24 protein-coding genes are annotated in these 26,517 nt (G+C 71.2%); 15 read left to right on the top strand and 9 right to left on the bottom strand.

All coding sequences use genetic code 11. The annotated features are described in order from the left end of the window. Positions 1–249 precede the first annotated feature (249 nt). Entirely contained in the window at positions 250–1,428 is a 1,179-nt protein-coding gene (sucC, locus tag AB0I10_RS09045; RefSeq protein ID WP_363151677.1) for an ADP-forming succinate--CoA ligase subunit beta, read from the top strand. Between the two features lie 20 nt (positions 1,429–1,448). Further along, on the top strand, positions 1,449–2,333 hold the full coding sequence (gene sucD, locus AB0I10_RS09040; protein WP_363151676.1) for a succinate--CoA ligase subunit alpha: 885 nt from the start codon (positions 1,449–1,451) through the stop codon (positions 2,331–2,333). A gap of 151 nt (positions 2,334–2,484) precedes the next feature. Here sucD and AB0I10_RS09035 read toward each other — a convergent pair whose 3' ends face one another. Continuing rightward, positions 2,485–3,588, bottom strand: coding sequence for a hypothetical protein (locus tag AB0I10_RS09035; RefSeq protein WP_363151675.1), 1,104 nt, complete (start codon positions 3,586–3,588; stop codon positions 2,485–2,487). Between the two features lie 169 nt (positions 3,589–3,757). On the opposite strand from AB0I10_RS09035, the gene AB0I10_RS09030 reads away from it, so the two are divergent. After that, a complete protein-coding gene (locus AB0I10_RS09030) occupies positions 3,758–5,518 on the top strand; it encodes a DUF6350 family protein (RefSeq protein WP_363151674.1) in 1,761 nt (586 codons plus the stop codon). 50 nt (positions 5,519–5,568) lie between these two features. Here the strand turns inward: AB0I10_RS09030 and AB0I10_RS09025 are convergent, their stop codons facing one another. After that, a complete protein-coding gene (locus tag AB0I10_RS09025; RefSeq protein WP_363151766.1) occupies positions 5,569–6,438 on the bottom strand; it encodes a hypothetical protein in 870 nt (289 codons plus the stop codon). Between the two features lie 453 nt (positions 6,439–6,891). On the opposite strand from AB0I10_RS09025, the gene purN reads away from it, so the two are divergent. Together purN and purH are read left to right on the top strand one after the other, a co-directional pair. Beyond that, entirely contained in the window at positions 6,892–7,494 is a 603-nt protein-coding gene (gene purN, locus AB0I10_RS09020; protein ID WP_363151765.1) for a phosphoribosylglycinamide formyltransferase, read from the top strand. Further along, complete coding sequence (purH, locus tag AB0I10_RS09015) at positions 7,491–9,056, top strand: bifunctional phosphoribosylaminoimidazolecarboxamide formyltransferase/IMP cyclohydrolase (RefSeq protein WP_363151673.1); 1,566 nt, start codon at positions 7,491–7,493, stop codon at positions 9,054–9,056. Before purN ends, purH begins: the two co-directional genes overlap by 4 nt. Before the next feature lie 61 nt (positions 9,057–9,117). On the opposite strand, the gene AB0I10_RS09010 is transcribed toward purH, so the two are convergent. The 5 genes from AB0I10_RS09010 to AB0I10_RS08990 form a co-directional block, all read right to left on the bottom strand. Continuing rightward, positions 9,118–9,504, bottom strand: a complete 387-nt coding sequence (locus AB0I10_RS09010) for a peptidase inhibitor family I36 protein (RefSeq protein ID WP_363151672.1) — start codon at positions 9,502–9,504, stop codon at positions 9,118–9,120. Between the two features lie 98 nt (positions 9,505–9,602). Further along, positions 9,603–11,198 (bottom strand): protein kinase, encoded by a 1,596-nt coding sequence (locus tag AB0I10_RS09005; RefSeq protein WP_363151671.1) that lies wholly within the window; start codon positions 11,196–11,198, stop codon positions 9,603–9,605. After that, positions 11,198–11,944, bottom strand: coding sequence for an FHA domain-containing protein (locus tag AB0I10_RS09000; RefSeq protein WP_363151670.1), 747 nt, complete (start codon positions 11,942–11,944; stop codon positions 11,198–11,200). Before AB0I10_RS09000 ends, AB0I10_RS09005 begins: the two co-directional genes overlap by 1 nt. A 253-nt stretch (positions 11,945–12,197) precedes the next feature. Further along, complete coding sequence (locus tag AB0I10_RS08995) at positions 12,198–12,758, bottom strand: hypothetical protein (protein WP_363151669.1); 561 nt, start codon at positions 12,756–12,758, stop codon at positions 12,198–12,200. A gap of 190 nt (positions 12,759–12,948) precedes the next feature. Beyond that, positions 12,949–13,695, bottom strand: coding sequence for an RDD family protein (locus tag AB0I10_RS08990; protein WP_363151668.1), 747 nt, complete (start codon positions 13,693–13,695; stop codon positions 12,949–12,951). 244 nt (positions 13,696–13,939) lie between these two features. Between AB0I10_RS08990 and AB0I10_RS08985 the strand changes: the two genes are divergently transcribed. The 3 genes from AB0I10_RS08985 to AB0I10_RS08975 all read left to right on the top strand — a co-directional run bounded on the left by AB0I10_RS08985 (position 13,940) and on the right by AB0I10_RS08975 (position 16,698). Then, the gene (locus AB0I10_RS08985) at positions 13,940–14,794 is read left to right on the top strand and encodes a bifunctional methylenetetrahydrofolate dehydrogenase/methenyltetrahydrofolate cyclohydrolase (RefSeq protein ID WP_363151667.1); all 855 of its coding nucleotides are present in this window, start codon (positions 13,940–13,942) and stop codon (positions 14,792–14,794) included. Between the two features lie 55 nt (positions 14,795–14,849). Further along, positions 14,850–15,287, top strand: a complete 438-nt coding sequence (locus AB0I10_RS08980; RefSeq protein ID WP_363151666.1) for a DUF3017 domain-containing protein — start codon at positions 14,850–14,852, stop codon at positions 15,285–15,287. Between the two features lie 193 nt (positions 15,288–15,480). Then, positions 15,481–16,698, top strand: coding sequence for an NADP-dependent isocitrate dehydrogenase (locus AB0I10_RS08975; protein ID WP_363151665.1), 1,218 nt, complete (start codon positions 15,481–15,483; stop codon positions 16,696–16,698). 74 nt (positions 16,699–16,772) lie between these two features. Here AB0I10_RS08975 and AB0I10_RS08970 read toward each other — a convergent pair whose 3' ends face one another. Beyond that, positions 16,773–17,180, bottom strand: a complete 408-nt coding sequence (locus tag AB0I10_RS08970) for a peptidase inhibitor family I36 protein (RefSeq protein ID WP_363151664.1) — start codon at positions 17,178–17,180, stop codon at positions 16,773–16,775. Positions 17,181–17,512: 332 nt separating this feature from the next. Here AB0I10_RS08970 and AB0I10_RS08965 point away from each other — a divergent pair, with 332 nt between their 5' ends. From AB0I10_RS08965 to AB0I10_RS08955, 3 genes are all read left to right on the top strand, one after another. Further along, on the top strand, positions 17,513–18,280 hold the full coding sequence (locus tag AB0I10_RS08965) for a helix-turn-helix domain-containing protein (RefSeq protein WP_363151663.1): 768 nt from the start codon (positions 17,513–17,515) through the stop codon (positions 18,278–18,280). Then, positions 18,277–19,098 (top strand): DUF2690 domain-containing protein, encoded by an 822-nt coding sequence (locus tag AB0I10_RS08960; RefSeq protein ID WP_363151662.1) that lies wholly within the window; start codon positions 18,277–18,279, stop codon positions 19,096–19,098. The genes AB0I10_RS08965 and AB0I10_RS08960 overlap by 4 nt, the downstream gene beginning before the upstream one ends. A gap of 250 nt (positions 19,099–19,348) precedes the next feature. Beyond that, positions 19,349–20,407 carry a DUF2690 domain-containing protein gene (locus AB0I10_RS08955; protein ID WP_363151661.1) on the top strand — a complete coding sequence of 353 codons (1,059 nt, stop codon included), beginning with the start codon at positions 19,349–19,351 and terminating at the stop codon, positions 20,405–20,407. 54 nt (positions 20,408–20,461) lie between these two features. On the opposite strand, the gene AB0I10_RS08950 is transcribed toward AB0I10_RS08955, so the two are convergent. Then, positions 20,462–20,734: a DUF1876 domain-containing protein gene (locus AB0I10_RS08950; protein WP_363151660.1), complete on the bottom strand. Its 273-nt coding sequence runs from the start codon at positions 20,732–20,734 to the stop codon at positions 20,462–20,464. Between the two features lie 497 nt (positions 20,735–21,231). Here AB0I10_RS08950 and AB0I10_RS08945 point away from each other — a divergent pair, with 497 nt between their 5' ends. The 4 genes from AB0I10_RS08945 to AB0I10_RS08930 all read left to right on the top strand — a co-directional run bounded on the left by AB0I10_RS08945 (position 21,232) and on the right by AB0I10_RS08930 (position 26,515). Continuing rightward, positions 21,232–22,917 carry an IS200/IS605 family accessory protein TnpB-related protein gene (locus AB0I10_RS08945; protein ID WP_363151659.1) on the top strand — a complete coding sequence of 562 codons (1,686 nt, stop codon included), beginning with the start codon at positions 21,232–21,234 and terminating at the stop codon, positions 22,915–22,917. Between the two features lie 85 nt (positions 22,918–23,002). Then, a complete protein-coding gene (locus tag AB0I10_RS08940; RefSeq protein WP_363151658.1) occupies positions 23,003–23,992 on the top strand; it encodes a malate dehydrogenase in 990 nt (329 codons plus the stop codon). A gap of 248 nt (positions 23,993–24,240) precedes the next feature. Continuing rightward, positions 24,241–26,154: a hypothetical protein gene (locus tag AB0I10_RS08935; RefSeq protein ID WP_363151657.1), complete on the top strand. Its 1,914-nt coding sequence runs from the start codon at positions 24,241–24,243 to the stop codon at positions 26,152–26,154. Then, positions 26,141–26,515 (top strand): hypothetical protein, encoded by a 375-nt coding sequence (locus AB0I10_RS08930; protein ID WP_363151656.1) that lies wholly within the window; start codon positions 26,141–26,143, stop codon positions 26,513–26,515. The genes AB0I10_RS08935 and AB0I10_RS08930 overlap by 14 nt, the downstream gene beginning before the upstream one ends. Positions 26,516–26,517 lie beyond the last annotated feature (2 nt).

The following is a 26,517-nucleotide window of genomic DNA, read 5'->3' as shown; positions in this document are numbered from 1 at the left end:
AACCGACGGCGCACCGGCTCGGATGATGGCCAAAAGATCTGTGACCGTAATCACCGCCGGAGTGTGATCTGTGATTTAGGGACCTCGGTGCTGCGGCGATAACCTGCCGGACGGACATGCCGCGTATCCGGACTCCGTGCTACGCCTCCCCTGTGACAGCGCCGTCACGTTGCCCTTCGCGGCACGCCCATCGCAGAGAACGAACCGCGATTACTACGGCGATTCTGAGTAGACAAGGGACGGACGCGCGTGGACCTGTTCGAGTACCAGGCGAGGGACCTCTTCGCCAAGCACGGTGTACCGGTGCTGGCCGGTGAAGTCATTGACACGCCTGAGGCGGCGCGCGAGGCCACCGAGCGGCTGGGCGGCAAGTCGGTCGTCAAGGCGCAGGTGAAGGTTGGCGGCCGCGGCAAGGCCGGCGGCGTGAAGCTGGCGGCCGACCCGGACGAGGCTGTCGCCCGTTCGACCGACATCCTCGGCATGGACATCAAGGGCCACACGGTCCACAAGGTGATGATCGCCGAGCTGTCCCCGGAGATCGAGGCGGAGTACTACGTCTCGTACCTCCTCGACCGCACCAACCGCACCTTCCTGGCCATGGCGTCGGTGCAGGGCGGCATGGACATCGAGGAGGTCGCGGAGAAGACTCCCGAGGCCCTCGCGAAGGTCCCGGTCAACGCCGTCGACGGCGTGGACATCGTCAAGGCCCGCGAGATCGTGGCCCAGGCGAAGTTCCCGGCCGACGTGGCCGAGGGTGTCGCCGAGGCCATGGTGACCCTGTGGGACACCTTCGTCGCCGAGGACGCGCTCCTCGTCGAGGTCAACCCGCTGGTGAAGACCAAGGACGGCCGCATTCTGGCCCTGGACGGCAAGGTCTCGCTCGACGAGAACGCCGACTTCCGCCAGGCCGACCACGAGGCCCTTGAGGACAAGGACGCGGCCAACCCGCTCGAGGCCGCGGCCAAGGCCAAGGGCCTCAACTACGTCAAGCTCGACGGCGAGGTCGGCATCATCGGCAACGGCGCGGGTCTCGTCATGAGCACCCTGGACGTCGTCGCCTACGCCGGCGAGAACCACGGCAACGTCAAGCCCGCCAACTTCCTCGACATCGGTGGCGGCGCCTCCGCCGAGGTCATGGCGAACGGCCTGGAGATCATCCTCGGCGACCCGGACGTCAAGTCCGTGTTCGTCAATGTCTTCGGCGGCATCACCGCCTGTGACGAGGTCGCCAACGGCATCGTCCAGGCCCTGGAGCTGCTGAAGTCCAAGGGCGAGGACGTCAACAAGCCCCTGGTCGTGCGCCTTGACGGCAACAACGCGGAGCTGGGTCGCAGGATCCTCTCGGACGCGAACCACCCGCTGGTGCAGCGCGTGGACACCATGGATGGCGCGGCCGACAAGGCCGCCGAGCTGGCCGCGGCCAAGTAAGGGACGAGGACTCCAACACCATGGCTATCTTCCTCACCAAGGACAGCAAGGTCATCGTCCAGGGGATGACCGGCGCCACCGGCATGAAGCACACCAAGCTGATGCTCGGTGACGGCACCAACATCGTCGGCGGCGTGAACCCGCGCAAGGCCGGCACGTCCGTCGACTTCGACGGCACCGAGGTCCCGGTCTTCGGCTCGGTCGCCGAGGCGATGCGGGAGACCGGCGCCAACGTGTCCGTCCTCTTCGTGCCGCCGGCCTTCGCCAAGGCCGCCGTCGTCGAGGCCATCGACGCCGAGATCCCCCTCGCGGTCGTCATCACCGAGGGCATCGCGGTGCACGACTCCGCCGCCTTCTGGGCGTACGCGAAGTCCAAGGGCAACAAGACCCGCATCATCGGCCCGAACTGCCCCGGCCTCATCACGCCGGGCCAGTCCAACGCCGGCATCATCCCGGGCGACATCACCAAGCCCGGCCGTATCGGTCTGGTGTCCAAGTCGGGCACGCTGACCTACCAGATGATGTACGAGCTGCGTGACATCGGCTTCTCGTCGGCCGTCGGCATCGGTGGCGACCCGGTCATCGGCACCACGCACATCGACGCCCTCGCGGCGTTCGAGGCGGACCCCGACACCGACCTGATCGTGATGATCGGTGAGATCGGCGGCGACGCCGAGGAGCGTGCGGCCGACTTCATCAAGGCCAACGTCACCAAGCCGGTCGTCGGCTACGTCGCGGGCTTCACCGCGCCCGAGGGCAAGACCATGGGCCACGCCGGCGCCATCGTCTCCGGCTCCTCCGGCACCGCCCAGGCGAAGAAGGAGGCCCTGGAGGCCGCCGGCGTCAAGGTCGGCAAGACCCCGTCGGAGACCGCCGTTCTGGCGCGCGAGATCCTCAACGGCTGACCGCACGTCCCGGATCTGCCGGATCTGCCGGATCCCTCCGGCGCAAACGGCCGCGGGCCCGTACCCCTTGGTGGGTACGGGCCCGCGGCCGTTGTGCGGGCGGTGCGGGCGCAGCGCCGGACGGGGCAGAAGGGGCATAGGACTTACTCGCCTAAGGGAAGGCCGGGGTGAGGCGGGCTTCCGGGGGCAGGGGCACGTGCGGTACGGGCCCGGACTCCGGGGTGCCCGCGCGCGGGTGACCGCCCTGCGGGGCCGCGGGAGCGTCCGACGCGGACACGCCGTGCAGTCCGGCCTGTGTGCCGGGGGAGGCCGGGGCGCCCGGCGAAGCCGGCGCGGTCGCGGCGCGCTTCTCCGGCGGCGGGGCGTGGCTCCGGGGCGCCGTGACCAGCGAGACCGCGGTCGCCGCGGCGACCAGGCCGGTCAGCCCGAACGCCGCGCGGGTGGTCCACCGGGTACCGCGCTCGCTGGCGGTCCGTACGCTCCGCGGGGGCGGCGGGGCCACCGGGTGCGCGGCGGCCAGTGCGGCGAATCCGGCATACAGGATCTCGCCCTTCCGTGCGGGCGGCTGCATGTCGAGCCCCAGCTCGGGCAGCCGCATGGCGACCGTCTCCCGCGCATGGGTCAGCCGCCGGGCCGCCGCGGTGGTACTCGCCTCCACTTCGGCCGCCGTCTCGCAGAGCCCGAGCCCGACCCCGTCGTGCAGCAGCAACATGCGGCGATACGGGGCGGGCAGCCCCAGCAGCGCCTCCAGGAGGGCACGGTCCGCGGGATCGGCGGGCGCCGGCGCGGGCGCCTCGGGCGTCGGCTTCTCGGCATCCCGCTGCCAGGGGCGCAGCCGGTGCCACGGCGACAGCGCCTCCTCGTACGTGGCCGCCCGCACCCAGGCCGCCGGGTCCGGCGCCATGGCCACCTCCGGCCACTGCCGCCAGGCCAGTTGGAACGCCCGCTCGACGGCCTGCTGCGCGCGCTGGGGCAGCCCGGTGAGCAGATACGCCTGCCGGGTCAGTGCGGCGGCGTGCCGGTCGTAGAGGGCGTCGAAGGCGGCGGTGGCGGCTTGGGAGCGGGTGGCGGTTGCGGCGGGGAGGGGGAGCTCCGCCGGCTCGTCTGACGGGGAGTCGGGGAGCGGGGCGGGTGCCGGGTCCGGCTTCGTGGCGGCGCGCTCGGGTCGCCGGCGCGGCGGTCGGGTCTTCCGCTCCTTCCGCTCCTTCCGCTCCTTTCGCTGTTTGCGTTGCTTCCGCTGCTTGCCCTGCGTCATGTCTGCCTCTCCACGGCGGGCGATGGGGGCACCTCCCATGCGCTTCACGCATGGGGGAGGGCCGAGGAACTCCGACCCAGTGTGAAAACTCCTATAAGCACATACTGTGCGACACGTCGGACAATCGCCCATACATGGACGAAACGGGTGTTATTGGCAGCATGGCGCTGTGAGCCAGTTGACTGATCGTGGCCCGACGTTCTCCTCGCACGGCCGAACCGCCGCCCGGCGCTACTCCGCGATCGGCGCCGCCTTCATCGGCGGGGTGATGGCGGCCTGCCTCGGCCTCGGGGCGTTCACGGTCGCCGTACTGCTGATCTGGGTCGCCTCGCTCCACCCGGGCGGCGACCCGTCCCCGGCCCTGCAACTCTCCGCCGACCTGTGGCTGCTCGCGCACGGCGGCGACCTCGTACGGAACGCGACGCTGTCCGGCACCCCGGCCCCGGTCGGCGTGACCCCGATGCTGCTCGCCGTGCTTCCCGTCTGGCTGCTGCACCGGGCGGCCAGGCACACCCTGGCGACGGCGGCCGACCACCCCGACTCCGGGGACGGGACGGAGATCGGGCCGGAGATCGGGACGGAATCCGGCCCCGTGCTCGACGCGGCAAGCACGGCGGAAGCGGTGGTGCGCCGCGCCCGGCGCGCCCTGCTCGGCGCGCTGCTGACCGGCTATGTCCTGGTCGCGAGCGGTGCGATCCTCTACACCACGACCGGCCCGGTGACCGCCGCGCCGCTCAGCGCCCTGCTGTGGGTGACGGTCACCGCGGCCGCGACCCTGACCGTCACGACCTGGCACAACCTCGGGCACGCGGCCGCCGGCCTGCTTCCCTCCTCGGCCCGCCGGCTGCTGGCCGACCACCGGGACAAGGCCCGCCACGTGCTCCAGGGCGCCCGGCCGGCCATCGTGCTCCGTGCCGCCGGCGCCGCCACTCTCGCGCTGCTCGCCTCCGGCGCGCTCCTCATCCTCCTCGCGCTCGCCCTGCACGCCGGCGAGATCCACCGGGAACTGCGCCAGCTCGCACCGGACTGGGCGGGCTGCTGCACGGTGGTGCTGCTGTGCCTGGCGCTGTTCCCCAATGCGGCCGTCTGGGGGGCCGCGTACGGGCTGGGGCCGGGCTTCACGGTCGGCGCGGGCAGCACGGTCGGGCCGCTGGGCGCGTCCGGCTATCCGCAGCTGCCGCACTTCCCGCTGCTGACCGGGCTGCCGGACGCGGGCGCGGGCCGCCCGCTGACCTGGGCGGTGGCCGTGGTGCCGGTGGCCGCGGGTGCGTTGCTCGCCCGGTACGCGGCCCGGCCCGCGGGCCTGTCCTCCAGCTGGCGGACGACCGCATCCGTGGCCGGCCTGGGAGCCGGCGTCTGCGGCGCGGCGATGGCCGCGCTCGCGGCGCTCTCCGGCGGCGCGCTGGGCAGCGGCGCACTCGCCGACTTCGGCCCCAGCTGGTGGCTCACGGGCCTTGCGGCGGCGGGCTGGACGGCGCTGATCGGCGTCCCGGCGGCACTCGGACTGCGGGTCGGCCGCCTGCGCGCGGCCCGCACCGGCGAGGCGTCGACGGACCGTGGCAGCCGGTTCGTCTTCCCGCAGCGCCGCCCGAAGCCGGCGGCCGCGCCGGTACGCAAACCCTCGCCTGCCCGAGCGGTGCGGACCCCCTCGTCCGCCGGGGCGGTACGGAAGCCTTCACCCGCCGGGGCGGCACGGAACCCCTCGCCTGCCGCTGCGGCGGTACGGGACACCTCCTCATCCCCGGCATCCCCCGGCCCCCTTGGAGCGTCGCCCAACGACCCGTACGGACTCGCCAGGACCGTGCACCCCCACGACCCCTGGCATGACGAGAACTCCCGCGTCGCCCACTGGGCCGATCTGCGTGCCCCGGCGGACGACACCCCGGAACCGGATGCCCGGAATGCTCCAGATGAGCCCGATGCCGCGTAAGGGCGTCCGGCGGGCAACGATGCCGCGTAAGGGTGTCGGCGGGCCGAGGCCTACTCCTGGGCGCCGAGCAGCGGTCGCAGCTGCTTCGGGAGGAGGTTGTCGCAGGACTTGCCGGCCTGCTCGGTCAGGGCGTCGTCCACGCAGGTGAAGTAGTCGCGGTAGACGACCTGCAGGGTGAAGGTCGCGGCCACCATCATCAGGGCCAGCGTGGCGGTCACCAGCCCCGCGATGGCCGCGGTCGTCTGCGGCCGGGTGGAGTACGGCGCGGGCGGAGCGCCCGGGACGGCGCCGTTCGGTGCGGGGCGGCCCTCCATCGCCGCGGTCGTCGCCGCCGCGGACGCCTTCGCGGGATTCGGCTTGGCGCGCAGCGAGCTGATGCTCCAGTAGATCGCCAGCGCGCCCAGCAGCAGAGCGATCTCCGGCAGGCTGAAGAGCACGAAGAAGAACGACCACATGCCGCCGAGCAGCGCGTAGCGGGCGCGGCGCTGGGCGGGGTCGGTCGGGTCCCAGCGCAGACCGCCCGGTCCGCCCGGTCCGCCGGGACCCCCCTGGCCGCCGCCCTGCTGCCCGCGGCCGCCCTGCCGGGTGCCGAATCCGCCGCTCTGCCGGCCCGGCTGGCGGCTGCTCCACTGGCTGCCCCAGGCCGGGGTCGGCTCGTCCTGCGCGGGCTGGTCCTGATCGCCGTTCTGGCCCTGGCCGTGCGGCGCGGGGTGGCGCGGCCGCCACTCCTGGTCGGGGGCGTCGGCCGGCGGGGGCGCGAAGGGGTTGTCCCGGTCGGGGGAAGAACCGCCCTTGGATCCCTTAGACCCCTTGGCTCCGGCGGAATCCTTGGACTCAGGAGAGGGGGACCCGGCGGACTCAGGGGAAGGGGAGTCCGCGGAGGAGGGCGACGGCTTGTTCTCACGCGCCAGCAGGACCATCCCCGGGGCGGTCACGGGCAGGAGGAGGAGGGCCGCGCGGCGGCGTCGGACCGGCATCTGGAGTGTGTCTTCCCCTTGTCTTGGCCGGCCGTCCAGCCGGTGGGCCAGGCGGTCGATCACCACGAACTGCATGCGTTCTCACGCCCGACGCTACCTCCCGCGCTCGCCCCCGTCCCGTGGGGGCCGCGCGGTGTGCCGGTATCGTTGCTGACGGTCGGCGCCTTCGTAGGGTTCCCCGTATTCACGCGACCCATGGCTTCGTACGACCGTACAAATCGCCAACGGCACGCACCGGCCCGGCGCAACACACCGCTAGACAGTCGTAAGCCATCCGCAGAACAGCAGCACCCCGCGAGAAAGACCCCCACCGTGGCCCCTTCTCTCCCTCCGTCCCGCCCGGCGTCTCTCCCCCCGTCCCGCCCGGCCTCTTCCCCCTCTTCGCCACCCGTCCGCATCGTCGTGCTCGTCTCCGGTTCCGGGACGAACCTGCAGGCGCTTCTCGATGCCATCGCCGACGAAGGGGCGGCGGCCTACGGTGCCGAGATCGTGGCCGTGGGCGCCGACCGGGCCGGCATCGCGGGACTTGAGCGCGCCGAGCGGGCCGGTCTGCCGACCTTCGTCTGCCGGGTCAAGGACCACGACAGCCGGGCGGCCTGGGACGCGGCGCTCACCGGGGCGACCGCCGCGTACGAGCCCGATCTGGTGGTCTCGGCAGGCTTCATGAAGATCCTGGGGAAGGAATTCCTCGCCCGCTTCGGCGGCCGGACCGTCAATACCCACCCGGCGCTGCTGCCCAGTTTTCCCGGTGCCCACGGCGTACGCGATGCGCTCGCGTACGGCGCGAAGGTCACCGGATGCACCGTCCACTTCGTCGACGACGGCGTCGACACCGGCCCGATCATCGCCCAGGGCGTGGTCGAGGTCCGGGACGAGGACGACGAATCCGCGCTGCATGAGCGCATCAAGGAAGTCGAGCGATCGCTGCTCGTCGAGGTCGTGGGGCGTCTGGCCCGGCACGGCTACCGCATTGAGGGACGAAAGGTACGTATCTCGTGACCGCCACCGAAGGTACGCAGCGGCCCATCCGCCGCGCGCTGGTCAGCGTCTATGACAAGTCCGGGCTGGAGGAGCTGGCGCAGGGGCTGCACGAGGCGGGCGTCCAGCTCGTCTCGACCGGGTCGACGGCAGCGAAGATCGCCGCGGCCGGGGTGCCGGTCACCAAGGTCGAGGAGCTCACCGGCTTCCCGGAGTGCCTCGACGGCCGGGTCAAGACCCTGCACCCCAAGGTGCACGCCGGCATCCTCGCCGACCTGCGGCTGGCCGACCACCAGAAGCAGCTGGCCGACCTCGGTGTCGAGCCGTTCGACCTGGTGGTCGTGAACCTGTACCCGTTCAAGGAGACCGTCGCCTCCGGTGCGACGCCCGACGAGTGCGTGGAGCAGATCGACATCGGCGGCCCGACCATGGTGCGCGCCGCCGCCAAGAACCACCCGTCGGTCGCGGTCGTCACGAACCCGGACACGTACGCCGCGGTCCTCCAGGCGGTCAAGGAGGGCGGCTTCACGCTGGGTCTGCGCAAGCGGTTCGCCGCGGCGGCCTTCCAGCACACGGCGGCGTACGACGTGGCGGTGGCCTCGTGGTTCGCCGATGAGTACGCGGCGGCCGACGAGAGCGGCTTCCCGGACTTCCTCGGCGCCACCTACGAGCGCAAGAACGTGCTGCGCTACGGCGAGAACCCGCACCAGGGCGCCGCGCTGTACGTCAATGGCAAGGGCGGCCTCGCCGAGGCCGAGCAGCTGCACGGCAAGGAGATGTCGTACAACAACTACACGGACACGGACGCCGCGCGCCGTGCCGCGTACGACCACACCGAGCCCTGCGTCGCGATCATCAAGCACGCCAACCCGTGCGGTATCGCGATCGGCGCGGATGTCGCCGAGGCGCACCGCAAGGCCCACGCCTGCGACCCGCTGTCCGCGTTCGGCGGTGTGATCGCCGTGAACCGGCCGGTCTCCAAGGAAATGGCCGAGCAGGTCGCGGAGATCTTCACCGAGGTCATCGTGGCGCCGGACTACGAGGAGGGCGCCGTGGAGGCGCTCACCAAGAAGAAGAACATCCGGGTGCTCCGCTGCGCCGACGCCCCGTCGGATGCCGTCGAGGTCAAGGCCATCGACGGCGGCGCGCTGCTCCAGGTCACCGACCGGCTCCAGGCCGACGGCGACGACCCGGCCAACTGGACCCTCGCCACCGGCGAGGCGCTCTCGGCCGAGGAGCTGGCCGAGCTGTCCTTCACCTGGAAGGCGTGCCGCGCGGTGAAGTCCAACGCGATCCTGCTCGCCAAGGACGGTGCTTCGGTCGGCGTCGGCATGGGGCAGGTCAACCGCGTCGACTCCTGCAAGCTGGCCGTCGAGCGCGCGGGCGAGGAGCGGGCGCGCGGTGCCTACGCCGCCTCCGACGCCTTCTTCCCCTTCCCGGACGGCGCGGAGGTCCTGATCGAGGCCGGCGTGAAGGCCATCGTCCAGCCGGGCGGTTCGGTCCGTGACGAGCTGGTCGTCGAGGCCGCGAAGAAGGCGGGCGTGACGATGTACCTCACGGGGACGCGGCACTTCTTCCACTGAGCGCGCACGGCGAGGCGCCCGCCTCGCCGCTCTTGTGCGGTGTGCGGGTGCGGTCAGCGGCTCAGCGGTTGAACCACTGGACGGAGCGGATGGCGGTGGCGCCCCGGAAGTTGCCCTTGGCCTTGTTGGGGATGATGTAGGCGAAACCGCCGTGGTTCTTCCTGGTGTACGCCCGCACGTCGTCCTTGTGGCCCGCGTACCCGTTGTTGATGAACGAGCGGAACATGGAGGTGCGGCAGCGGTGCGAGCCCCAGTGGTCGATCGTGTTCTTGGTGGAGCACCGCTCGCCGGTGCGGTTGGAGCCGGTGTAGAAGCAGACGTACCCCTTGGAGCACTTCTTCGCCGCCAGGGCCTCGGCATCAGGCTGGGCCGCCGCGGCCGGGACCGTGGCGAGTGTCCCCAGCGCGACCGCCCCGGTCGCCCCCATCATCGCGATCCTGCGCATCATGGTCGTGATTCCTTCCGTGTGTCTGCCACCCCCGTGATGGCATGTACTCACCATCACGGGCCCCGGCTGACGGGGGAACCTCGGACCTCTCAGGGTGCTCAACCGCCGTTCGGCGTGTACTCCTTGAGGTGCCGGGCGACCTCGGCGGTGTAGGGGCGTTCCTTCGCCCGTACACCGCCGGCTGCGTTGACGATCTTCACGGAGGTGCGGTACGAGGCCGCCACGGCCAGTTCGCGGTCGCGCTCGACGTCCCTGGACAGGGTGCGGGAGATCTCGCACAGATAGCGGCCCATCGCCCGGATGGACAGGGCCGGCGGGAAGGGCGGTTTCATCGCGCGCTCACCGCCGGCCGGCTGCTGGGCCTCGGGCAGCCAGTAGTAGAGGACGGACGGCGTCCAGCGGGCGATGCCGTACTCGTCCTTCGCCGGATCGGAGAGGTCCGGGTCGAAGCCGGACTCGGTCTTGAGCATGGCGGCGATCAGCGCCGCGGTGACGTCCTTGCTCTCGCACTGGTGGGAGGAGTCGACGATCATCTTGCGGTATGCGACCGGGACGCCTTGGTCCGTGCGGAGTTCGGCGGCGCCGTAGGTCGCCGGGTCGGGCGGGTCCGGCGGGGTGCCGCGCAGGGCGAGCGCGCCGCCGCCGGCGGCGAGCAGGGCCATGGCGGCGGCGCCCGCCACCCACATACGGCGCCGGACGCGCCGCGGCCGCAGCCGGGGGAGCCGGGGCGAGGGCCCGGCCCCCGCGGCGGCCTCGACGCGCCGGAGCAGGGCGGCTGTGGTGTGCGGGGCCCGCGCCGTGTGCGTCGGGGCGAGGCAGTCGGCGACGATCTCCCGCCATGCTGCGGGGAGTTCGGGTGAGAGCCGCAGCATGTCCTCGCCGCGTGCGTACCGCAGCAGCGCGTCCCGGCGGGCGGCCGGGGTGCCGCCGGGCAGCGGCAGCACCCCGGTGAGCAGGAGATGGGCGAGGATGCCGAACGCCCAGATGTCGGCCGTGGGCCGGATCTGCTGGCCCTGTTCGGTGATCTCCGACCAGAGCAGTTCGGGCGGGGTGTAGTCGGGTGTTGCGAAGGCCGGTGCGTAGGCGTGGGTGCCCTGCATCTCGGAGGCGAGGTTGAAGTCGCCCAGCCGGACAGAGATTCCCCCGGACTCCGTCCGGGTGGGGGTCCCCCCAGCGGTAGCTCGGGAAGTGCCGCCAGGCATCAGCAGGATGTTGCCCGGCTTCAAGTCGCCGTGCACCCAGCCCGCGTGGTGGATCTGCGCCAGCCCCTCGCAGACCTGGGCGAGCAGGGCGGGCGCCCCCGGCAGCGGGCCCGGCCCCGCGCGGCGGAGTAACTGCTCGACGGAGCCCTCGGCGCGTTCCAGTACCAGGACGGTGGCGCCGTCCAGCCCCGGCTGCCCGGGGTCGTCGATGGTCAGCGCCTCGAACATCCGGATGATGCGCGGCCGTTGCAGCCTGCGGTGTACGTCCAGTTCGCGGCGGGCCAGCTCCTGGAGGTGGCTCAGCTGACGCGGTGTGCGGGTGCCGGTGGGCAGGATCTTCAGTGCGGCTTCCGTGGGGAGGCCGCCGTCGGAGTCCGTCGCGCGGGCCGCGTAGACACTGCCGAACGCTCCGGAGGCGATCGGTTCGCGGACTTCCCAGCGGCCGATGCGGTAGCCGGCCGGGACCGGGAGGGTGGGGAGGTCCTCGGCCATCAGACCGGCACCTCTTCGAGGACGCCGAGGTCGTACTCGCTGACCAGGTCGAACCGCAGGGCGAGGGAGACCAGGGTCTCCTTCTTGCCGTTCAGCCGTCGGCCGCAGTCCGCCGCTTCCGGCGGCTGCTTGAGGCGCAGTTTGACCGCCAGGTAGTCGATGTTCCACTGGACGGCGGCCCGGCCCGCCCCGGGCCACACCGGGCGCAGCCGGTCGATGATCTGGTCGGCGGTGGGCAGCGGCGAGTACGGTTCGCCGCGCAGGCGGGGCTCGCACAGGGCGGCCAGGACCAGGAAGTAGCGCTTGGACCGGTCCAGTGGGAAGGCGGGTGCGGTGGCGGCGCCGTCAGCGCTGTCGTCGGTGTCCCTGTAGTCGTGGCGCGGGGCCCACACTTCGAAGCCGAGCAGTTCGTCGCCCGCGGGCAGCACGACCCGCGAGAACTCGAACGGGACCGGGGCGTCGACCCGCCCCGGAGCGATCTTGATGTGCTCGCCCGCGCCTTCCGGGTTCTCGACCACGTACGTCCGGCCCCGGCTCAGGTTGCTCAGCGTCCAGAAGGCCCCGGTGGCGGTGAGCTCACCGGCCGTACGGGACACCCCGCGGTGCGGGATCGTCAGATGGCGACCGGGCCGGGAGGACGCCAAGGGCCCCGGACTGCGGCCGAACGCAAGGGATTCGCCTGGTGCGAGGCGGATCTGGTCGGCGGGTCCCGCACAGTCGGCGGGCACCACGATGATGCTGTACATGTGCCGTTCCTTCCCCCGAGGAAAACCAGGGGCAGGTTAGCGGCGGACAGTGATCAAAGACTGCCGTTCGGGCTGATTTGGTGACGGACTGTTGCTTTTGTGACGGGCCGTTGAATGTGTGGCGGACCTTTGGATGTGTGGCGGACCGTTGATGTCGCCGGGGCCGCCGAGGTGCCGAAACGGCGAGGGCCCTCACCGCGGTGTGCGGTGAGAGCCCTGTGCCGGCCGGCCCGGGTACGTACGCCCGTGGCCGTCAGTAACGCGGCCGGTTGAACCAGGCGGACCCGTCGTCCTTGGACACGAAGACGATGACCAGGATCCCGAGGACGGTGTGGACCAGACCGAAGGGGAACGTCATGAAACTGACCAGGGTGTTGGCGACACCGAAGATGATGGCGCCGACGCGGACGCCGGAGCCGCCGTTCGCGAACTGGACGGCCAGCATGATGGCGGCCGCGGAGAAGAGCACGATCAGCACGATGATGGCGATCAGCAGGCCCTTGCCGACGTTCATCGCCGTGATGCTGTCGGAACTGGCGTACTCCGAGGTGTTCTTCGACGCCTTGCTGACGCTGCCCAGGCCCCACACGGCGAAGATCAGGCCGATCAGGTTCAGGCCGGCGAGCACGAACAGCATCGCGCGCGCGGCCTTCACACCGCCCGGCATGACGGTCGGATAGGGCGCGGGCCCTCCGGGCATCATCCCGCCGCCCGGGTAGGCGCCGTACGGCGACGGAGGCTGCTGCTGGGGATAGCCGTAGCCGGGCTGCTGGCCCGGCGGCGGACCGTAGGGATTCTGGTTCGGATAGCTCACGAGCGGTGTCCTTCGGGCTTCATGACCGGATTTCAGAGTGTCGTAGGAGGACGGTAGCCAACGGCCTCGCCGGGCCGCTCCCCACCTCCCCTACAGCGCCGCGAAGGCCCCGATCGCGCGGTTGCGAGGGGGCCTTCGGGACATGGGGTGTCCGGCCGGCTTCAGGGCCGGCGGACGGGAAACCGACGCGTTATGCCTTGACGACCACCGTGGCGACGACCTTGTCGGCGAACGTCTGGTTCTTCTCGTCCCACAGCGGCCACAGGTAGCCGAGAGCGCACGGCGAGTCCAGGGCGTGGCAGAGCTTGCGGCCGAGGGCCAGACCGAAGCCGAGCGGCTGGCCGTTCATCTCGCGGACGACCCGGATGCCCATGGCCTTCTTGCCCGGGGTCTGGCCGGTGTTGCCTTCCTTGACCAGCATCCAGATGAAGAGGCCCGTGCTGAGCAGGCCGACCAGGATCATGACGATGAGGAGCCCGATGCCGATGCCGGCGTTGGTCGAGTTCGCCGAGTCGTAGGCGTCGGAGATGCACGAGTAGTCGGTTCCGCAGTGCGAGGTGTCCACGTCGGCGGCCGTGGTTGCCGCGGCGAATGCCGAGATATAGGCCACCAGGAAAACGATAGTCGGGAGCAGGCCGACGATGAGGTAGTCGATCAGGTAGGCACCGACTCGCGCGCCCCAGCTCGCGTACGCCGGCGCCCCCGGCATACCGGGCTGGCCGGGCTGACCGTACGGGCCGGGCTGCTGCGGGTAGGCGTAGCCCGCGGGCTGTTGCTGCTGCTGCGGGTAGCCGTAGGGCTGCTGCTGCGGCGGCGCCTGCTGCGGGTAGCCGTAGCCCGGCTGTGCCTGCGGCGGCACGGGGGGCTGCTGGCCGTACGGGCCCTGCGGCGCCTGCGGCGGCTGGCCGTACGGGTTGTTCGGGTCGCCGAAGCTCATGTGGTTCTTTCCTCCGTTGGGGACGACGCAGCCGTGACTCGGAGGAAAAACAGTTTCACTGGCCCGCCCCCGACGATGCCTGCGGCACTCGACCGACAATCCTTCTAGGTGCGCATTAACTCTGTCCAGTCAGGGCGGCAAGGCGTTGTGCAAGTGCAATGATCAATTCCGGACAGCCCAGTGACAACCGAGTATCGCGCGCCCTGATTGGAACCGGGACGCCCCCATCCGCGAGGATGGCACCATGACTGCCCAGATTCTGGATGGCAAGGCCACCGCCGCCGCGATCAAGTCCGAGCTCATCACCCGCGTCGAGGCGCTGAAGGCCAAGGGTGTGCAGCCCGGCCTCGGCACCCTCCTGGTCGGCGACGACCCCGGCAGCCGCTGGTACGTCAACGGCAAGCACCGCGACTGCGCACAGGTCGGCATCGCCTCGATTCAGCGTGAACTGCCGGACACGGCCACCCAGGAGGAGATCGAGGCGGTCGTACGGGAGCTCAACGAGAACCCCGCCTGCACCGGGTACATCGTCCAACTCCCGCTCCCCAAGGGCATCGACACCAACCGGGTCCTGGAGCTGATGGACCCGGCCAAGGACGCCGACGGGCTGCACCCGATGAGCCTGGGCAAGCTGGTGCTGGGCGTCGAGGGCCCGCTGCCGTGCACCCCGTACGGCATCATCCAGCTGCTCCGCGGCCACGGCGTCGAGATCAAGGGCGCGCACATCGTGGTCGTCGGCCGCGGCATCACCGTCGGCCGCTCGATTCCGCTGCTGCTCACCCGTAAGTCCGAGAACGCGACCGTGACCCAGTGCCACACCGGCACCCGCGATCTCTCCGCGCACCTCAAGCGGGCTGACATCATCGTGTCGGCGGCCGGTGTGCGGCACATCATCAGGGCCGAGGACGTCAAGCCGGGCGCGGCCGTCCTCGATGTCGGTGTCAGCCGCGACGAGAACGGCAAGATCGCCGGCGATGTCCACCCGGATGTCGCCGAGGTGGCCGGCTGGATCTCCCCGAACCCGGGTGGCGTCGGCCCGATGACCCGCGCCCAGCTGCTGGTCAATGTCGTCGAGGCCGCCGAGCGCGCGGCCGGCTGAGCCGGGCGGCGCACCGGGAGACGTACGGGATACGGAAGGGACTGAGTTGCCAGCCATGGGTGCCGAAGCGCATTCGGACGGAGCGTCCGAGCCGCAGCGTTCCTCGCGCCGCTTTCCGCAGCTGACGCGGGACACGGCCCGGCCGGAAGGCGGCGGACGGGCCGCCTCCGGCGGCTATCCCGCACCGGCCCGGCAGTGGCCGCTGCTCACCGTCATGGGCGGTGTCGCGGTCGGACTGCTGCTCGTCGCGCTGGATGTGTTCCGTATCGGGGCGATGGTGATCGGGCTCTCCATGCTGGCGGGCGCGGTGCTGCGGTGGGCCCTGCCGTCGGTGGGGATGCTGGCGGTCCGCTCCCGCTTCACCGACATGGCGCTCTACGGGCTGCTCGGCTTCGTGATCGTGATCCTGTCGCTGATGGTGCAGCCCAAGCCGTGGCTGCACATCCCGTTCCTCGACGACATCGTGCACTTCACCGTGCGCTCCGAGCCCTGACGCCTTTCGGGCCCTGAGGCCTTGGGGGCCGGACCCACGGACCGGACCCACAGGCTGAATCTCCGGGTGGGATGTCCGCTTCGAGTAGCTTGATGGCGGGATGTATCGACGAGTCCCAAGTGTGCCGTCCTGTGTGGGCCCGCGCACGGGATCTCGCCGACCGAGCCGAAGCGCGAGAGGGACGTACCACCTGATGGCCAAGATCAAGGTAGCCAACCCCGTCGTCGAGCTCGACGGCGACGAGATGACCCGCATCATCTGGTCCTTCATCAAGGACAAGCTGATCCTCCCGTACCTCGATGTCGAACTGAAGTACTTCGACCTCGGCATCGAGCACCGCGACGCGACGCACGACCAGGTCACGGTCGACGCCGCGCACGCCATCAAGCAGCACGGCGTCGGTGTGAAGTGCGCCACGATCACGCCGGACGAGGCGCGCGTGGAGGAGTTCAACCTCAAGGCGATGTACCGCTCGCCGAACGGCACCATCCGCAACATCCTCGGTGGCGTGATCTTCCGCGAGCCGATCCTCATGGCGAACGTGCCGCGGCTCGTCCCCGGCTGGACCAAGCCGATCGTCGTCGGCCGCCACGCCTTCGGCGACCAGTACCGCGCCACCGACCTCAGGGTCCCCGGCGCGGGCACCCTCACCATGGCCTTCACCCCGAAGGACGGCAGCGAACCGATCGAGCTGGAGGTCCACGAATTCCCGGGCGCCGGTGTCGCGCTGGCGATGTACAACCACGACGACTCGATCCGCGACTTCGCGCGCGCCGCGTTCCGGTACGGCCTGGACCGGAACTACCCGGTCTACCTGTCCACGAAGAACACGATCCTCAAGAAGTACGACGGCCGCTTCAAGGAGATCTTCCAGGAGGTCTTCGACGCCGAGTTCAAGGCCGAGTTCGACGCCCACGGCCTGACCTACGAGCACCGTCTGATCGACGACATGGTCGCCGCGGCGCTGAAGTGGGAGGGCGGCTACCTCTGGGCGTGCAAGAACTACGACGGCGACGTCCAGTCCCACATCGTCGCGCAGGGCTTCGGCTCGCTCGGCCTGATGACCTCCGTCCTGATGACGCCCGACGGCCGGACCATCGAGGCCGAGGCCGCGCACGGCACCGTCACTCGCCACTACCGCCAGCACCAGCAGGGCAGGGCGACCTCCACCAACCCGATCGCCTCGATCTTCGCCTGGACCCGCGGTCTCGCCCACCGCGGCAAGCTGGACGACACCCCCGAGGTCACCCGGTTCGCGGAGAGGCTGGAGCAGGTCTGCGTCGAGACCGTCGAGGGCGGCCAGATGACCAAGGACCTGGCGCTGCTCATCGGCCCCGAGCAGCCGTGGCTCACCACCGAGCAGTTCCTGGACGCGCTGGACGGCAACCTGCAGAAGAAGATGGCCGACTGACCTGACGCCCGTGACGACGGCGGCCCGTCCTCTCCCCCGAGGGAGGACGGGCCGCCGCTGTGCGTGGGCGCGCGTCAGCACCACTTGTTCGAGTAGATGGTCATGAGGTTGGAGCCGATGTACGTCCAGCCGGTGCCGCGGTTCAGCGTCGCGTGCCCGCCCTTGTAGTTGGGCTTCTCGTAGACCGTCACCTTGCACTGGCGGCCGTTGTTGTAGGCGGACAGCGGGTAGTTGAAGGCGCCGCCGTAGGGCTTGAGGTTGCGGTTGTTCTGCGCGACCTTCTTCGGAGTGCCCTTGTAGTTCGCCTTCGGGTAGACGCAGAGGTAGCCCTTGGGACAGTTGGCCGGCGCTCCCTGCACGGTCACCGAGGCCTGCTCGGTGTGTGTGGGGGCGGTGGCCGCGCCGGCGGACGGGGCCAGTGCCAGGCCTCCGGTGACGGCCGCGGCGGCCGTGGTGAGGGCGATGCGCCTGCGAGCGTTCATGCTGTGGTTCCTCCCCGTAAGTGGTGGAGGCGGCGCGGGGTGGACCGCGCCGCCCGGTGTTGCGCCACCGACTGTGCTCCGTGTCGGCGGTGACCGGCCAGCGAAACCGCCCCGCTGGGGACCTTCTGGGACGTCCCAGGCTCTGACCTGCGGGGACGTCGCCGCTGCGGACGCCGTGGTGGGACGAGGAAAACGCCGGTACACATGTCCGGATCCGTCGCGGTAGGGGTAAAAAACCGTAATGAGCGGAACCGGGGGTCGCGTGCGCGCCATCATCGGCGGCACAGGGGGCGCGTCGCCTCGGGGGAGAACGAACGCGTGTGGGGTGGAACATGTCGCGTTGGAAAGAGCTGCCCGGATCGCTTGACCACCGGGTCAGTCAACTGGTCGTCCATCTTCGGAGGTTGAAGGACCACAGCGGGCTGAGCCTGGCCTCGCTCGCCGTCAAGACCTCGTACAGCAAGTCGTCGTGGGAGCGCTATCTCAACGGCAGGCAGCTGCCGCCGCGTGGTGCGGTGGAGGCCCTGGCGCGGGTCTGCGGCGCCGATCCGACCCGGCTGCTGGCGCTGCACGAGGTCGCGGCGCAGGCGTGGGGCGCGGAGCGGCCGCAGCAGCGGGAGGAGGCGGTGGACGCCGCTCCTGCGGACGGCCGCCGGGGCGTGCGGGCCGGGCCGATGGTGCTGGGCGCGCTGGCCGTGCTCGTCGTGGCCTGTACTGCGCTGTTGGTCGTCCGCCCATGGCAGGACGACACCGGCTCCGGGCGCGGCGCGGGGGTCACCGCGGCCGGCCGGAGCCCGGGTGCCGCGCCGACGTTCACGCACCGGCCGGGGCAGACTTTCGGCTGCCGTGTCGAGCGCACGGGAGGCGCCCTGTACGCCGGGCGCAGCCGTACCGGCAGCGCGATCCTGGGCAACGGCGCGGCCGGCTGGGAGGTCGTCGAAGCGCAGTGTCTGCTGCACCGCCAGGGGTACGACCCGGGGCCGGTGGACGGCATCGTCGGCGAGAACACCATGCGCGCCGTCAAGCGCTTACAGGACCGGACCGGGCTGCCCCCGGACGGGATCGTCGGCCCCGACACATGGAAGGTGCTGCGCCGGTGAGCGGGAGCGGCAGCGAGCTGTGCGGGACGGTGGAGTGCGCCCGGCTCGCCGAGGGCATGCGGGAGTTGAGGGCGCGTACGGGGCTGAGCCTGGCCGCACTGGCCGCCAGGACCCCGTACAGCAAGTCCTCCTGGGAGCGTTATCTCAACGGGAAGAAGCTGCCGCCGCGGGACGCGGTCGAGGCGCTGTGCCGGCTGGCGGGGGAGCCGCCCGGACGGCTGGTGGCGCTGTGGGAGCTGGCGGACGCGGCCTGGAGCGGGCGGGGCCGGTCGGGAGCCGCGCAGGACGCGGGAGGCGGCACCGCCGTTCCCGCAACGGGCCGTTCGGTGTGGCGGATGCCGCGCTGGATGGTGCCCGTGGCGGCCGGGGTCTGCGTCTGTGCGGCGGCGGCCGCCGCGGCGCTGGTGTTCTGGGCGGGGGAGGGGGACGACGGCAGGGGTCCCGGACCGGCCTCTTCCGCGGTGACCGGCTGCCAGGGGATGGCGTGCGACGGCAAGGACCCGCGGTCGATGTCCTGCGGGGCCGAGGGCTTGGTGGCGTCGGTCGTGGAGCGGACCGCCGCGGGCGGCGCGCATGTCCAGGTCCGCTACAGCAGGGGGTGCGGTGCGGCCTGGGGGCGCCTCCACAACGGACGGATCGGGGACCGGATCGAGGTGTGGGTGCCGGGGGCCGAGCCGCGGTCGGCGACGGTGGCGGACCGGTTCGACGCCGAGGGCTATCTCGTCACACCGATGGCGGCGGCCCGCGGGCCCGAGGGCATACGGCTGTGCCTCCACCCGGCGGGCGGCGGGGCCAGGGAGTGCTTCGCGCGGCAGTGACCCTGCTGGTCGGGCGGGATGCCGGGAGCGCGGCGGGAAAGTGGGGCGTGCGTGAGGGGCGTACGCGGGTGAGCGACTGTCCCCGAATGCTCCCGCGTGCCCGCCGACTCGGGAACTGGCATCCTTGCCCATGCCATCTCTGGGGGTAGCCACTAGGGGACCGGGCCGCAGCGGGGGGCGCGGACCGGAAGAAACCCGGATGAACACGGCACTAGGTACATGTGCGCATACGGGGGGATAGGGGAACGAAATGCCTCGCTGGAGGGCGCTGCCGGAAGAACTCGATCCGCAGGTGCGGGAGTTCGCCAGTCAGCTGCGCAGGCTTGTGGAGCGCAGCGGACTGAGCGTGGCCACCGTCGCGGACCGAACGGGCTTCAGTAAGACGTCGTGGGAGCGCTATCTCAACGGCCGTTTGCTGCCGCCGCAGCGCGCGGTGGTCGCGCTGGCCGAGGTGACCGGCACGAACCCGGGACATCTCACCACGCTCTGGGAGCTGGCCGAGCGGGCCTGGAGCCGCTCGGAGATGCGGCATGACGCCACCATGGAGGCGATACAGGTGGCGCAGGCGCGGGCCGCGCTGGGGGAGTTCGGCCCGGCGCCGGACGACGCGAAGCCGGCCTGGAAGGCCGCGGCGAAGTCCGGCAGGAGCGCGGGCGCTCCGGTCGCCACCGCCCCGCAGCCGCCGCACCAGCGAAGTGGGGAGGCGCCGTCCACCGCGGACTTCCCCGGGCTGGTGGCGACCTCCCAGCCGGCTTCACCGGCCGCTCCCGCTCCCGCGCCGGCCCCGGAGCCCGCGCGGCGCCGCCGCTCGGCACTGATGGTCACCGTCGGGGCGGTGGGCGCGGTGCTGGTCGCCGTCGCCGCCGTGCTGCTGCTGAATCCGTTCGGCGACGAAAAGAAGGCGGTGCCCAAGGCGTCGGCGACGCCGAGCGAGAAGCCGGTGCTGCCCGCCGGGGTGAAGTGCTCCGGTGCCGACTGCGCCGGAAAGGACCCGGAGGAGATGGGCTGCGGCGGGGGGCACGCCGTCAGCCCGTCCCGGGGCATGGCGGGCGGCGCGCTGATCGAGGTCCGCTACAGCAAGGTCTGCCGCGCCGCCTGGGCACGGATCACCACCGCGGCCCAGGGCGACCAGGCCACGATCAGCGCGGGCGACCGCAGCGCGACGGCGCGTGCCGGGGCGGACGGCGACGCGTACACCCCGATGGTCGAGGTGACCGGCGACCCGTCGAAGGTGTCCGCCTGCGGGACGACCGTCGCCGGCCGGAAGGGCTGCGCGCAGCCCGTCCCGACCACGCGGGCAACGCCCTAGACGAGCAAGTCCTACCTGGACGAGCAAGCCCTGTGGGTGTCTGACGGATCTGGTTCAGGTCAGCGGATACGACGTCCGGCCGGACGCGTCGTCGATCTCGTCGTGTGCCTTGGTCAGCAACTTCATCGCCAGTTCGTTCAGCGCTCTGGCTCCCGCTACCTCTTCGCCGACCCTCGGCTGGTTCGAATCGGCGGGGTGGCGGCTGGCGTATCCGTGGGACCGCACCTCGCTCCCGTCAGGGAGCCGTACGAGGGCGGCCGCGCGGGTGCGGTGGGTGTCCTCCTCGAATTCCATCTCGACATGCCATCCGACAGCGGCCTTCAACATGACGATCACCTCTCCGGAATCGCTGTTACCAGGGTGCCTCCGCTTCCCCGCCCGCGCATGACGTGCCCGACCGGCGGCCCCTCCTGGCCGGGATTCGCCGTCCCGGAAGGGCGCGAGAAACGGAGGGGATTGCCCGGCCGGATCCCGGGCATGCGACCTGTACCCCCCCCCACGGGTATCGCACCACCCGGCGGCCGCCCGCACTCCCCCTCCATGCGGGCGGCCGCCCACCTGTCCGCGTGGGCATCCCCGGCGAATGCGACACCCGGTGAGGTGTTCCACACCGGCCCGTCACCTGTGCCGGGTGGGGGTCTGGAACTGCCGTCGCTGGAATGTGCTCTGGTGTGTTCTGGTGAGCGGGAGCGAGTGCTGGTGGTGTTGACGTGCGGCGCGTGTCGGTCATGGCGCCCGTCCTTCGGGATGGGAGTGGATGTTCTTATGTCGAATGTGTGACCTTTTCAGGCGGGCTTCGTTGGATGTGGTGACGGAATCTTCGGATGTGGCCGGGCGGGGGTGGCGGGGTGAGAGAACTGGCGGAGCCGTTCGTTGCGTCCGGGCCGACCGGTGTAGCGGTCCGTAGCCGCCTCAAGCACCTGACGGCTGGGGATGAGGAGGTGCTGCGGCTGGTCGGCGCGCATCTGGGCACGCTCGCCTCGAAGGACCTCAAGGCCCGGTGCGCGGCCGGCCTGGAGCACTCCGCCGATGCGTGGGCGGTGCGCAAGCGGGAGCTGACGCCGCTCTCGTCGGCGCGCTGGGCCGGGGCGATCACCAAGGCGTCGCACGATCAGTGGGCGCTGGCCCGCCGTGGCCAGCTTGCGCGCATCCACAACCTCGAAGCGGGCATCCGTACCCTCGCGCATCGACTGTGCCTCCCGGTCGGGGAGAAGGGCTCCAAGCGGGCACCGGGCGGCTACCGGTCCCGGCAGGAGTGGTACGCGAAGACGCGGCGCCTCCATGTGCTTCACGGCCGGCTGGAGCACGAGCGGGCGGACCGCGAGGCCGGCTGTGTGCATGTCGCCCGTGGTGGCAAACGGCTTGCCCGCACCCGGCACAACCTCGAAGCCGCCCAGCTCACCGAGGTCGAGTGGCGCAAGCGTTGGGAGGCCGGACGCTGGTTCTGCCAGGCCGATGGCGAGTCCGGGAAGCGATACGGGAACGAGACGATCCGCGTCAGCCCCGAGGGTGAGGTGAGCATCAAGCTCCCCGCCCCGCTGGCCGTATACGCGAACGCCAAACACGGCCGGTACGTGCTCGCCGCCAAGATCAGGTTCCCGCACCGGGGCACGGAGTGGGCCGACCGGGTGGAGGCCGACCGGGCCGTGGCGTACCGCGTCCACTACGACACCGCACGCGGGCGCTGGTACATCACCGCCTCCTGGCAGTACCAGCCGACGAGGACAATCCCGTTCAAGGCCGCACTCGCGCACGGCGTGATCGGTGTCGACATCAACGCCGACCACATCGCTGCCTGGCGCCTCGACACCTGCGGCAACCCCGTCGGCACCCCGCGCCGCTTCTTCTACGACCTGTCCGGCACACGCGAGCACCGTGACGCCCAGGTCCGTCACGCCCTCACCCGGCTGCTGCACTGGGCCATAACGTGCGGCGTCAATGCCGTCGCCATCGAAGACCTGGACTTCGCCGCGGGGAAGACCCGCGAGAAACACGGCCGTAGGAAGCGGTTCCGGCGGCTCATCTCCGGCATGCCCACGGCCCGTCTGCGGGCCCGGCTGACCTCGATGGCCGACCAAACAGGCATCGCGATCATCGTCGTCGACCCGGCGTATACGTCGAAATGGGGCGCCCAGCACTGGCAGAAGCCCCTCTCCTGCACCAAGCGCAAGACCACTCGCCACGACGCGGCAGCCGTGGCGATCGGCCGACGCGCCCAGGGACACCCGATCCGGCGACGGACGGCACCGCCCCCCGCTCACCGGAGCGATGAGCAGGGGCATCGGACCGCCCAGGCCCGACCGGGCGTCCTTGGGCGTGAGGGAACCCGCCCCCTCATTCCCGGACCACGGACACGATCTGTCGGCGCCGGATGCGGAGCGAATGCGGGGGACCAGTGTGCCCATAACCGTTTGGGGCACACGGCTGAGCATGAGCAACCCATGTTCAGTCTTCAGGAACGGTCCGATAGCCTGACGCCCGGGTCTCTCGATACCAAGACACCTTGGTGAGGCCTGGATACATGGGCAGGGACACCCACCGCCACCCCTGGTGGTCTGGGGCTTGCCCCCAGAAAACGTCGCGCAGGAGATCGCCATGACCCGCACTCCCGTCAATGTCACCGTCACCGGCGCCGCCGGCCAGATCGGTTACGCACTCCTCTTCCGCATTGCTTCCGGTCATCTGCTCGGCGCGGACGTGCCGGTCAAGCTGCGCCTCCTGGAGATCCCCCAGGGTCTGAAGGCCGCCGAGGGCACCGCCATGGAGCTCGACGACTGTGCCTTCCCGCTGCTCCAGGGCATCGACATCTCGGACGACCCGAACGTGGCCTTCGACGGTGCGAACGTCGCCCTGCTCGTCGGCGCCCGCCCCCGTACCAAGGGCATGGAGCGCGGCGACCTGCTGGAGGCCAACGGCGGCATCTTCAAGCCGCAGGGCGCCGCCATCAACGCGCACGCCGCGGACGACATCAAGGTCCTGGTCGTCGGCAACCCCGCCAACACCAACGCGCTGATCGCACAGGCCGCCGCGCCGGACGTACCGGCCGAGCGCTTCACCGCGATGACCCGCCTGGACCACAACCGCGCCGTCACGCAGCTCGCGCAGAAGACCGGCACCCCGGTCTCCGAGATCCGCAAGCTCACGATCTGGGGCAACCACTCCGCCACCCAGTACCCGGACATCTTCCACGCCGAGGTCGCCGGCAAGAACGCCGCCGAGGTCGTCAACGACCAGGCCTGGCTGGCCGACACCTTCATCCCGACCGTCGCCAAGCGCGGCGCGGCGATCATCGAGGCCCGTGGCGCGTCCTCCGCCGCCTCGGCCGCCAACGCCGCCATCGACCACGTCCACACCTGGGTCAACGGCACCGCCGACGGCGACTGGACCTCCATGGGTATCCCCTCGGACGGCTCCTACGGCGTCCCGGAGGGCCTGATCTCCTCGTTCCCCGTCACCACCAAGGACGGCAAGTACGAGATCGTCCAGGGCCTGGAGATCAACGACTTCTCGCGCCAGCGCATCGACGCGTCGGTGCAGGAGCTGGCGGAGGAGCGCGACGCCGTCCGCGGTCTCGGCCTCCTCTGAGCCACCCCCTGAACCGCCGTCTGTGACGGCGTTACAGCCTTCCCGAGCCCGCACGATCCGCACCGGATCGTGCGGGCTCGGCCGTTGGCTGTGAAGCACCACCGCTTCCGGTCACCGCATGTTCATAACCCCTGACACGGAGTGGTGTTCTCCCCTATGCTGCGGCTTCCGCACAGCGGCCAGTCCGCAGCGCCTCACGCGCACAACTGGGCCGCGCTGATGACGTGTTGGTGTTTCGGGGGAGAACGATGACGCAGAAGAACCTGCCTCAGCAGCCGAGCGACCCTGACGGTCACCGGAGTTTGCGCAAGGCACCGGAGGAATCCGCCGACGTCCCCGGCCCGTTACCCCCGACCCCGCCGGGCGCCAGCGAGGCCACCCGGCTGCTGTGCGCCGGCACCTACATGGACGACGGGTTCCGCGACGCCGTCATCGACGAGCTGTACGTCCACGAGGAGCGGTTCGCCGCGCCCTCCCTGGGCATCGACGCCGCCCGCGTCCTCGCCCACGCACTCCGCGCCCGGCGGCTCCAACTGGGCTGGGCCGCGGCGATCCTGCTGCTCTGGATCGTGGCCATCCCCCTGTCCGGGGGCCTGGCGGCGCTCTACCTCTTCCCCGTCGTCATGATGGCCCTCTCCCGCGCCGTCGTCCGGGTGCCCATCCCGCGGTGGCTGGCCCGCTTCCTCTCCTTCATCCTGCGCTGGTACGGCCGGCTGTCGCTGCTGCTGTTCGTCGTGTCGTTGGTGGTCACGGTGAGCGGCGGCACTGTCGGCGTCCTGGCCGTGACCTGGCCGTTCTCGCTGCTGCTGGACGCCTGGGGCGGCGGCCCGCCGGACTACGGCTCCTACGATTCCTACGACTCCGACTCCTTCGACCCGTTCGGCTCCTTCGGCGACAACGGGTGGGGCAGCACCTCGGTCGACACCCCTTACGCGGACGTCGCCGCCCAAGGCACCGAGCTGCTGCGGGCCTGGGTCGCCCTGGTCCTGCCGCTGCTGCTGGCCGCGATGGTGGGCCTCCAACGCGGGCAGTTCGCCCTCGCGCTGGCCCGCGAACTGTCCAAGGAACGCTTCCCCGACGTCGTGTCCGACCCCGCGGAGCGGTCCGAAGGCTTCCGGTTCCGGCGGCTGCGGGACCGGGTGCGGATCGAGCAGCACGGCCCGCTGGTGATGTACCGGGCCGCCAACCCGTTCTGCGGCGCCGGCCGCGCGTTCAGGACCTGGTCCCTGTCGGTGGAGTTGCGGCCCCGGACGGACCGCGAGGTCGAGCCGCTGGACAACAGGGCCATCTTGGACCGCATCATCCCCCTGGTGGCGGACCTGCGGGTGCCGTCGGCGCACGGCTCACCGGCGGCCGCGGCCGCAGTACGCGACCGGTTGCGCGCGCTGGAGATCGACGAGTGCGTCTTCCTGCCGGCCGAGGGGCTGAAGTCCCGCGCGATGGCGCCGTACGCACCCTCGGCGTTCGAGGAACACCGGGCCGGTGCGGTGGAGGAAGGCGGCGAGACCCGGCGGCACTTCCTGCGTATCCGGGTCGGCGGCTGGAACGAGGGCATCGTCACCACGGTCTTCGTGCGGGTGCACACCCAGGGCGGGATGCTGATGCTGGAGGTCGCGCCGCATGTGCTGTGGCCGCTGCGGCAGGTCTTCCAGGACGCCGACCGGATCGCCCACCACTACCGCCACCACAACCACTTCGGCAAGGCGGTGTGGGCGCTGGCCCGCACCCCCCGTTCCGCGGGGCATGCCGTACTCACGCTGGTGCGCGGCCTGCTGTCGACATGGCACCTGGGCACCGGAGGGTACGGAGGGTCGCTGCCGGACGGCCCCGGCGCCTCGGTACGCGAGCTGGGCTCCTTCGACGAGGCCTCGCTCTTCCAGGAGATGGACGTCGCCCGCTATCTGAAGACCATTCAGCAGCGGGTCGCGGCCGGCGTGACCACCGCGCTGTACGACGCCGGCTACCAGACCGACGAATTCGAGCAGCGGGTCGTCAACGTCGCCCAGGGCGGCGTCTACGTCGAGTCCGCCCAGGGCGCCGTAGGCATCGGCGACAACAACACCATCACCAACAACGCCCCCAAACCGCCCCCCTCTCCCAAGCCCAATCCCACCAACCAGGGCTCCACATCGAAGGGAAGTGCCAAGAATGGCAACGGCTGACGAGCGCGGCAGGGGCATCCACATCGGCAGCGTCCAGGGTGCCTTCGCCATCGGTGACAACAACACGGTGACGAACAACGAGGGCAACGGCGCACCCACGACGGACCCGGCGCAGGAGGAACTGCTGCGCGCCGTACGCGCCCTGCGCGACGACCTGGCCAGAGTGGTGGAGACCCCGGAGGTCACGGCCCTGAGCGCCGAACTCGCCGACACCGAAGGGGAGATCACCGACACCGGGGCCGCCGGACCCGGCCGGCTGGCCCGTCTGCGCACCGCACTCACCGACGCCGGCTCCGTCGTCGGGCTGCTGGCCTCCGGAGCCGCGGTCGGCCAGGCGGTCGCCGCCCTGGCGGGAGGCTGACG

The sequence above is a fragment of the Streptomyces sp. NPDC050636 genome (assembly GCF_040654775.1).
Taxonomy (GTDB): Bacteria; Actinomycetota; Actinomycetes; order Streptomycetales; family Streptomycetaceae; genus Streptomyces.
Note: the sequence above shows the minus strand (reverse complement) of the source record. Positions and strands in the feature narration are given on the sequence as shown.

What these genes read in the sequence shown, in the direction of transcription:
- AB0I10_RS09000 (WP_363151670.1), bottom strand. Translation starts at nt 11,944, where the DNA reads ATGTACAGCATCATCGTGGTGCCCGCCGACTGTGCGGGACCCGCCGAC.
- AB0I10_RS08990 (WP_363151668.1), bottom strand. Translation starts at nt 13,695, where the DNA reads ATGAGCTTCGGCGACCCGAACAACCCGTACGGCCAGCCGCCGCAGGCG.
- AB0I10_RS08980 (WP_363151666.1), top strand. Translation starts at nt 14,850, where the DNA reads ATGGGTGCCGAAGCGCATTCGGACGGAGCGTCCGAGCCGCAGCGTTCC.
- AB0I10_RS09035 (WP_363151675.1), bottom strand. Translation starts at nt 3,588, where the DNA reads ATGACGCAGGGCAAGCAGCGGAAGCAACGCAAACAGCGAAAGGAGCGG.
- AB0I10_RS09005 (WP_363151671.1), bottom strand. Translation starts at nt 11,198, where the DNA reads ATGGCCGAGGACCTCCCCACCCTCCCGGTCCCGGCCGGCTACCGCATC.
- sucD (WP_363151676.1), top strand. Translation starts at nt 1,449, where the DNA reads ATGGCTATCTTCCTCACCAAGGACAGCAAGGTCATCGTCCAGGGGATG.
- AB0I10_RS08955 (WP_363151661.1), top strand. Translation starts at nt 19,349, where the DNA reads ATGCCTCGCTGGAGGGCGCTGCCGGAAGAACTCGATCCGCAGGTGCGG.
- AB0I10_RS08940 (WP_363151658.1), top strand. Translation starts at nt 23,003, where the DNA reads ATGACCCGCACTCCCGTCAATGTCACCGTCACCGGCGCCGCCGGCCAG.
- AB0I10_RS08985 (WP_363151667.1), top strand. Translation starts at nt 13,940, where the DNA reads ATGACTGCCCAGATTCTGGATGGCAAGGCCACCGCCGCCGCGATCAAG.
- AB0I10_RS08935 (WP_363151657.1), top strand. Translation starts at nt 24,241, where the DNA reads ATGACGCAGAAGAACCTGCCTCAGCAGCCGAGCGACCCTGACGGTCAC.
- AB0I10_RS08965 (WP_363151663.1), top strand. Translation starts at nt 17,513, where the DNA reads ATGTCGCGTTGGAAAGAGCTGCCCGGATCGCTTGACCACCGGGTCAGT.
- AB0I10_RS08930 (WP_363151656.1), top strand. Translation starts at nt 26,141, where the DNA reads ATGGCAACGGCTGACGAGCGCGGCAGGGGCATCCACATCGGCAGCGTC.
- AB0I10_RS08970 (WP_363151664.1), bottom strand. Translation starts at nt 17,180, where the DNA reads ATGAACGCTCGCAGGCGCATCGCCCTCACCACGGCCGCCGCGGCCGTC.
- AB0I10_RS08945 (WP_363151659.1), top strand. Translation starts at nt 21,232, where the DNA reads ATGTGGCCGGGCGGGGGTGGCGGGGTGAGAGAACTGGCGGAGCCGTTC.
- AB0I10_RS08975 (WP_363151665.1), top strand. Translation starts at nt 15,481, where the DNA reads ATGGCCAAGATCAAGGTAGCCAACCCCGTCGTCGAGCTCGACGGCGAC.
- AB0I10_RS08950 (WP_363151660.1), bottom strand. Translation starts at nt 20,734, where the DNA reads ATGTTGAAGGCCGCTGTCGGATGGCATGTCGAGATGGAATTCGAGGAG.
- AB0I10_RS09010 (WP_363151672.1), bottom strand. Translation starts at nt 9,504, where the DNA reads ATGATGCGCAGGATCGCGATGATGGGGGCGACCGGGGCGGTCGCGCTG.
- AB0I10_RS09025 (WP_363151766.1), bottom strand. Translation starts at nt 6,438, where the DNA reads ATGGTCCTGCTGGCGCGTGAGAACAAGCCGTCGCCCTCCTCCGCGGAC.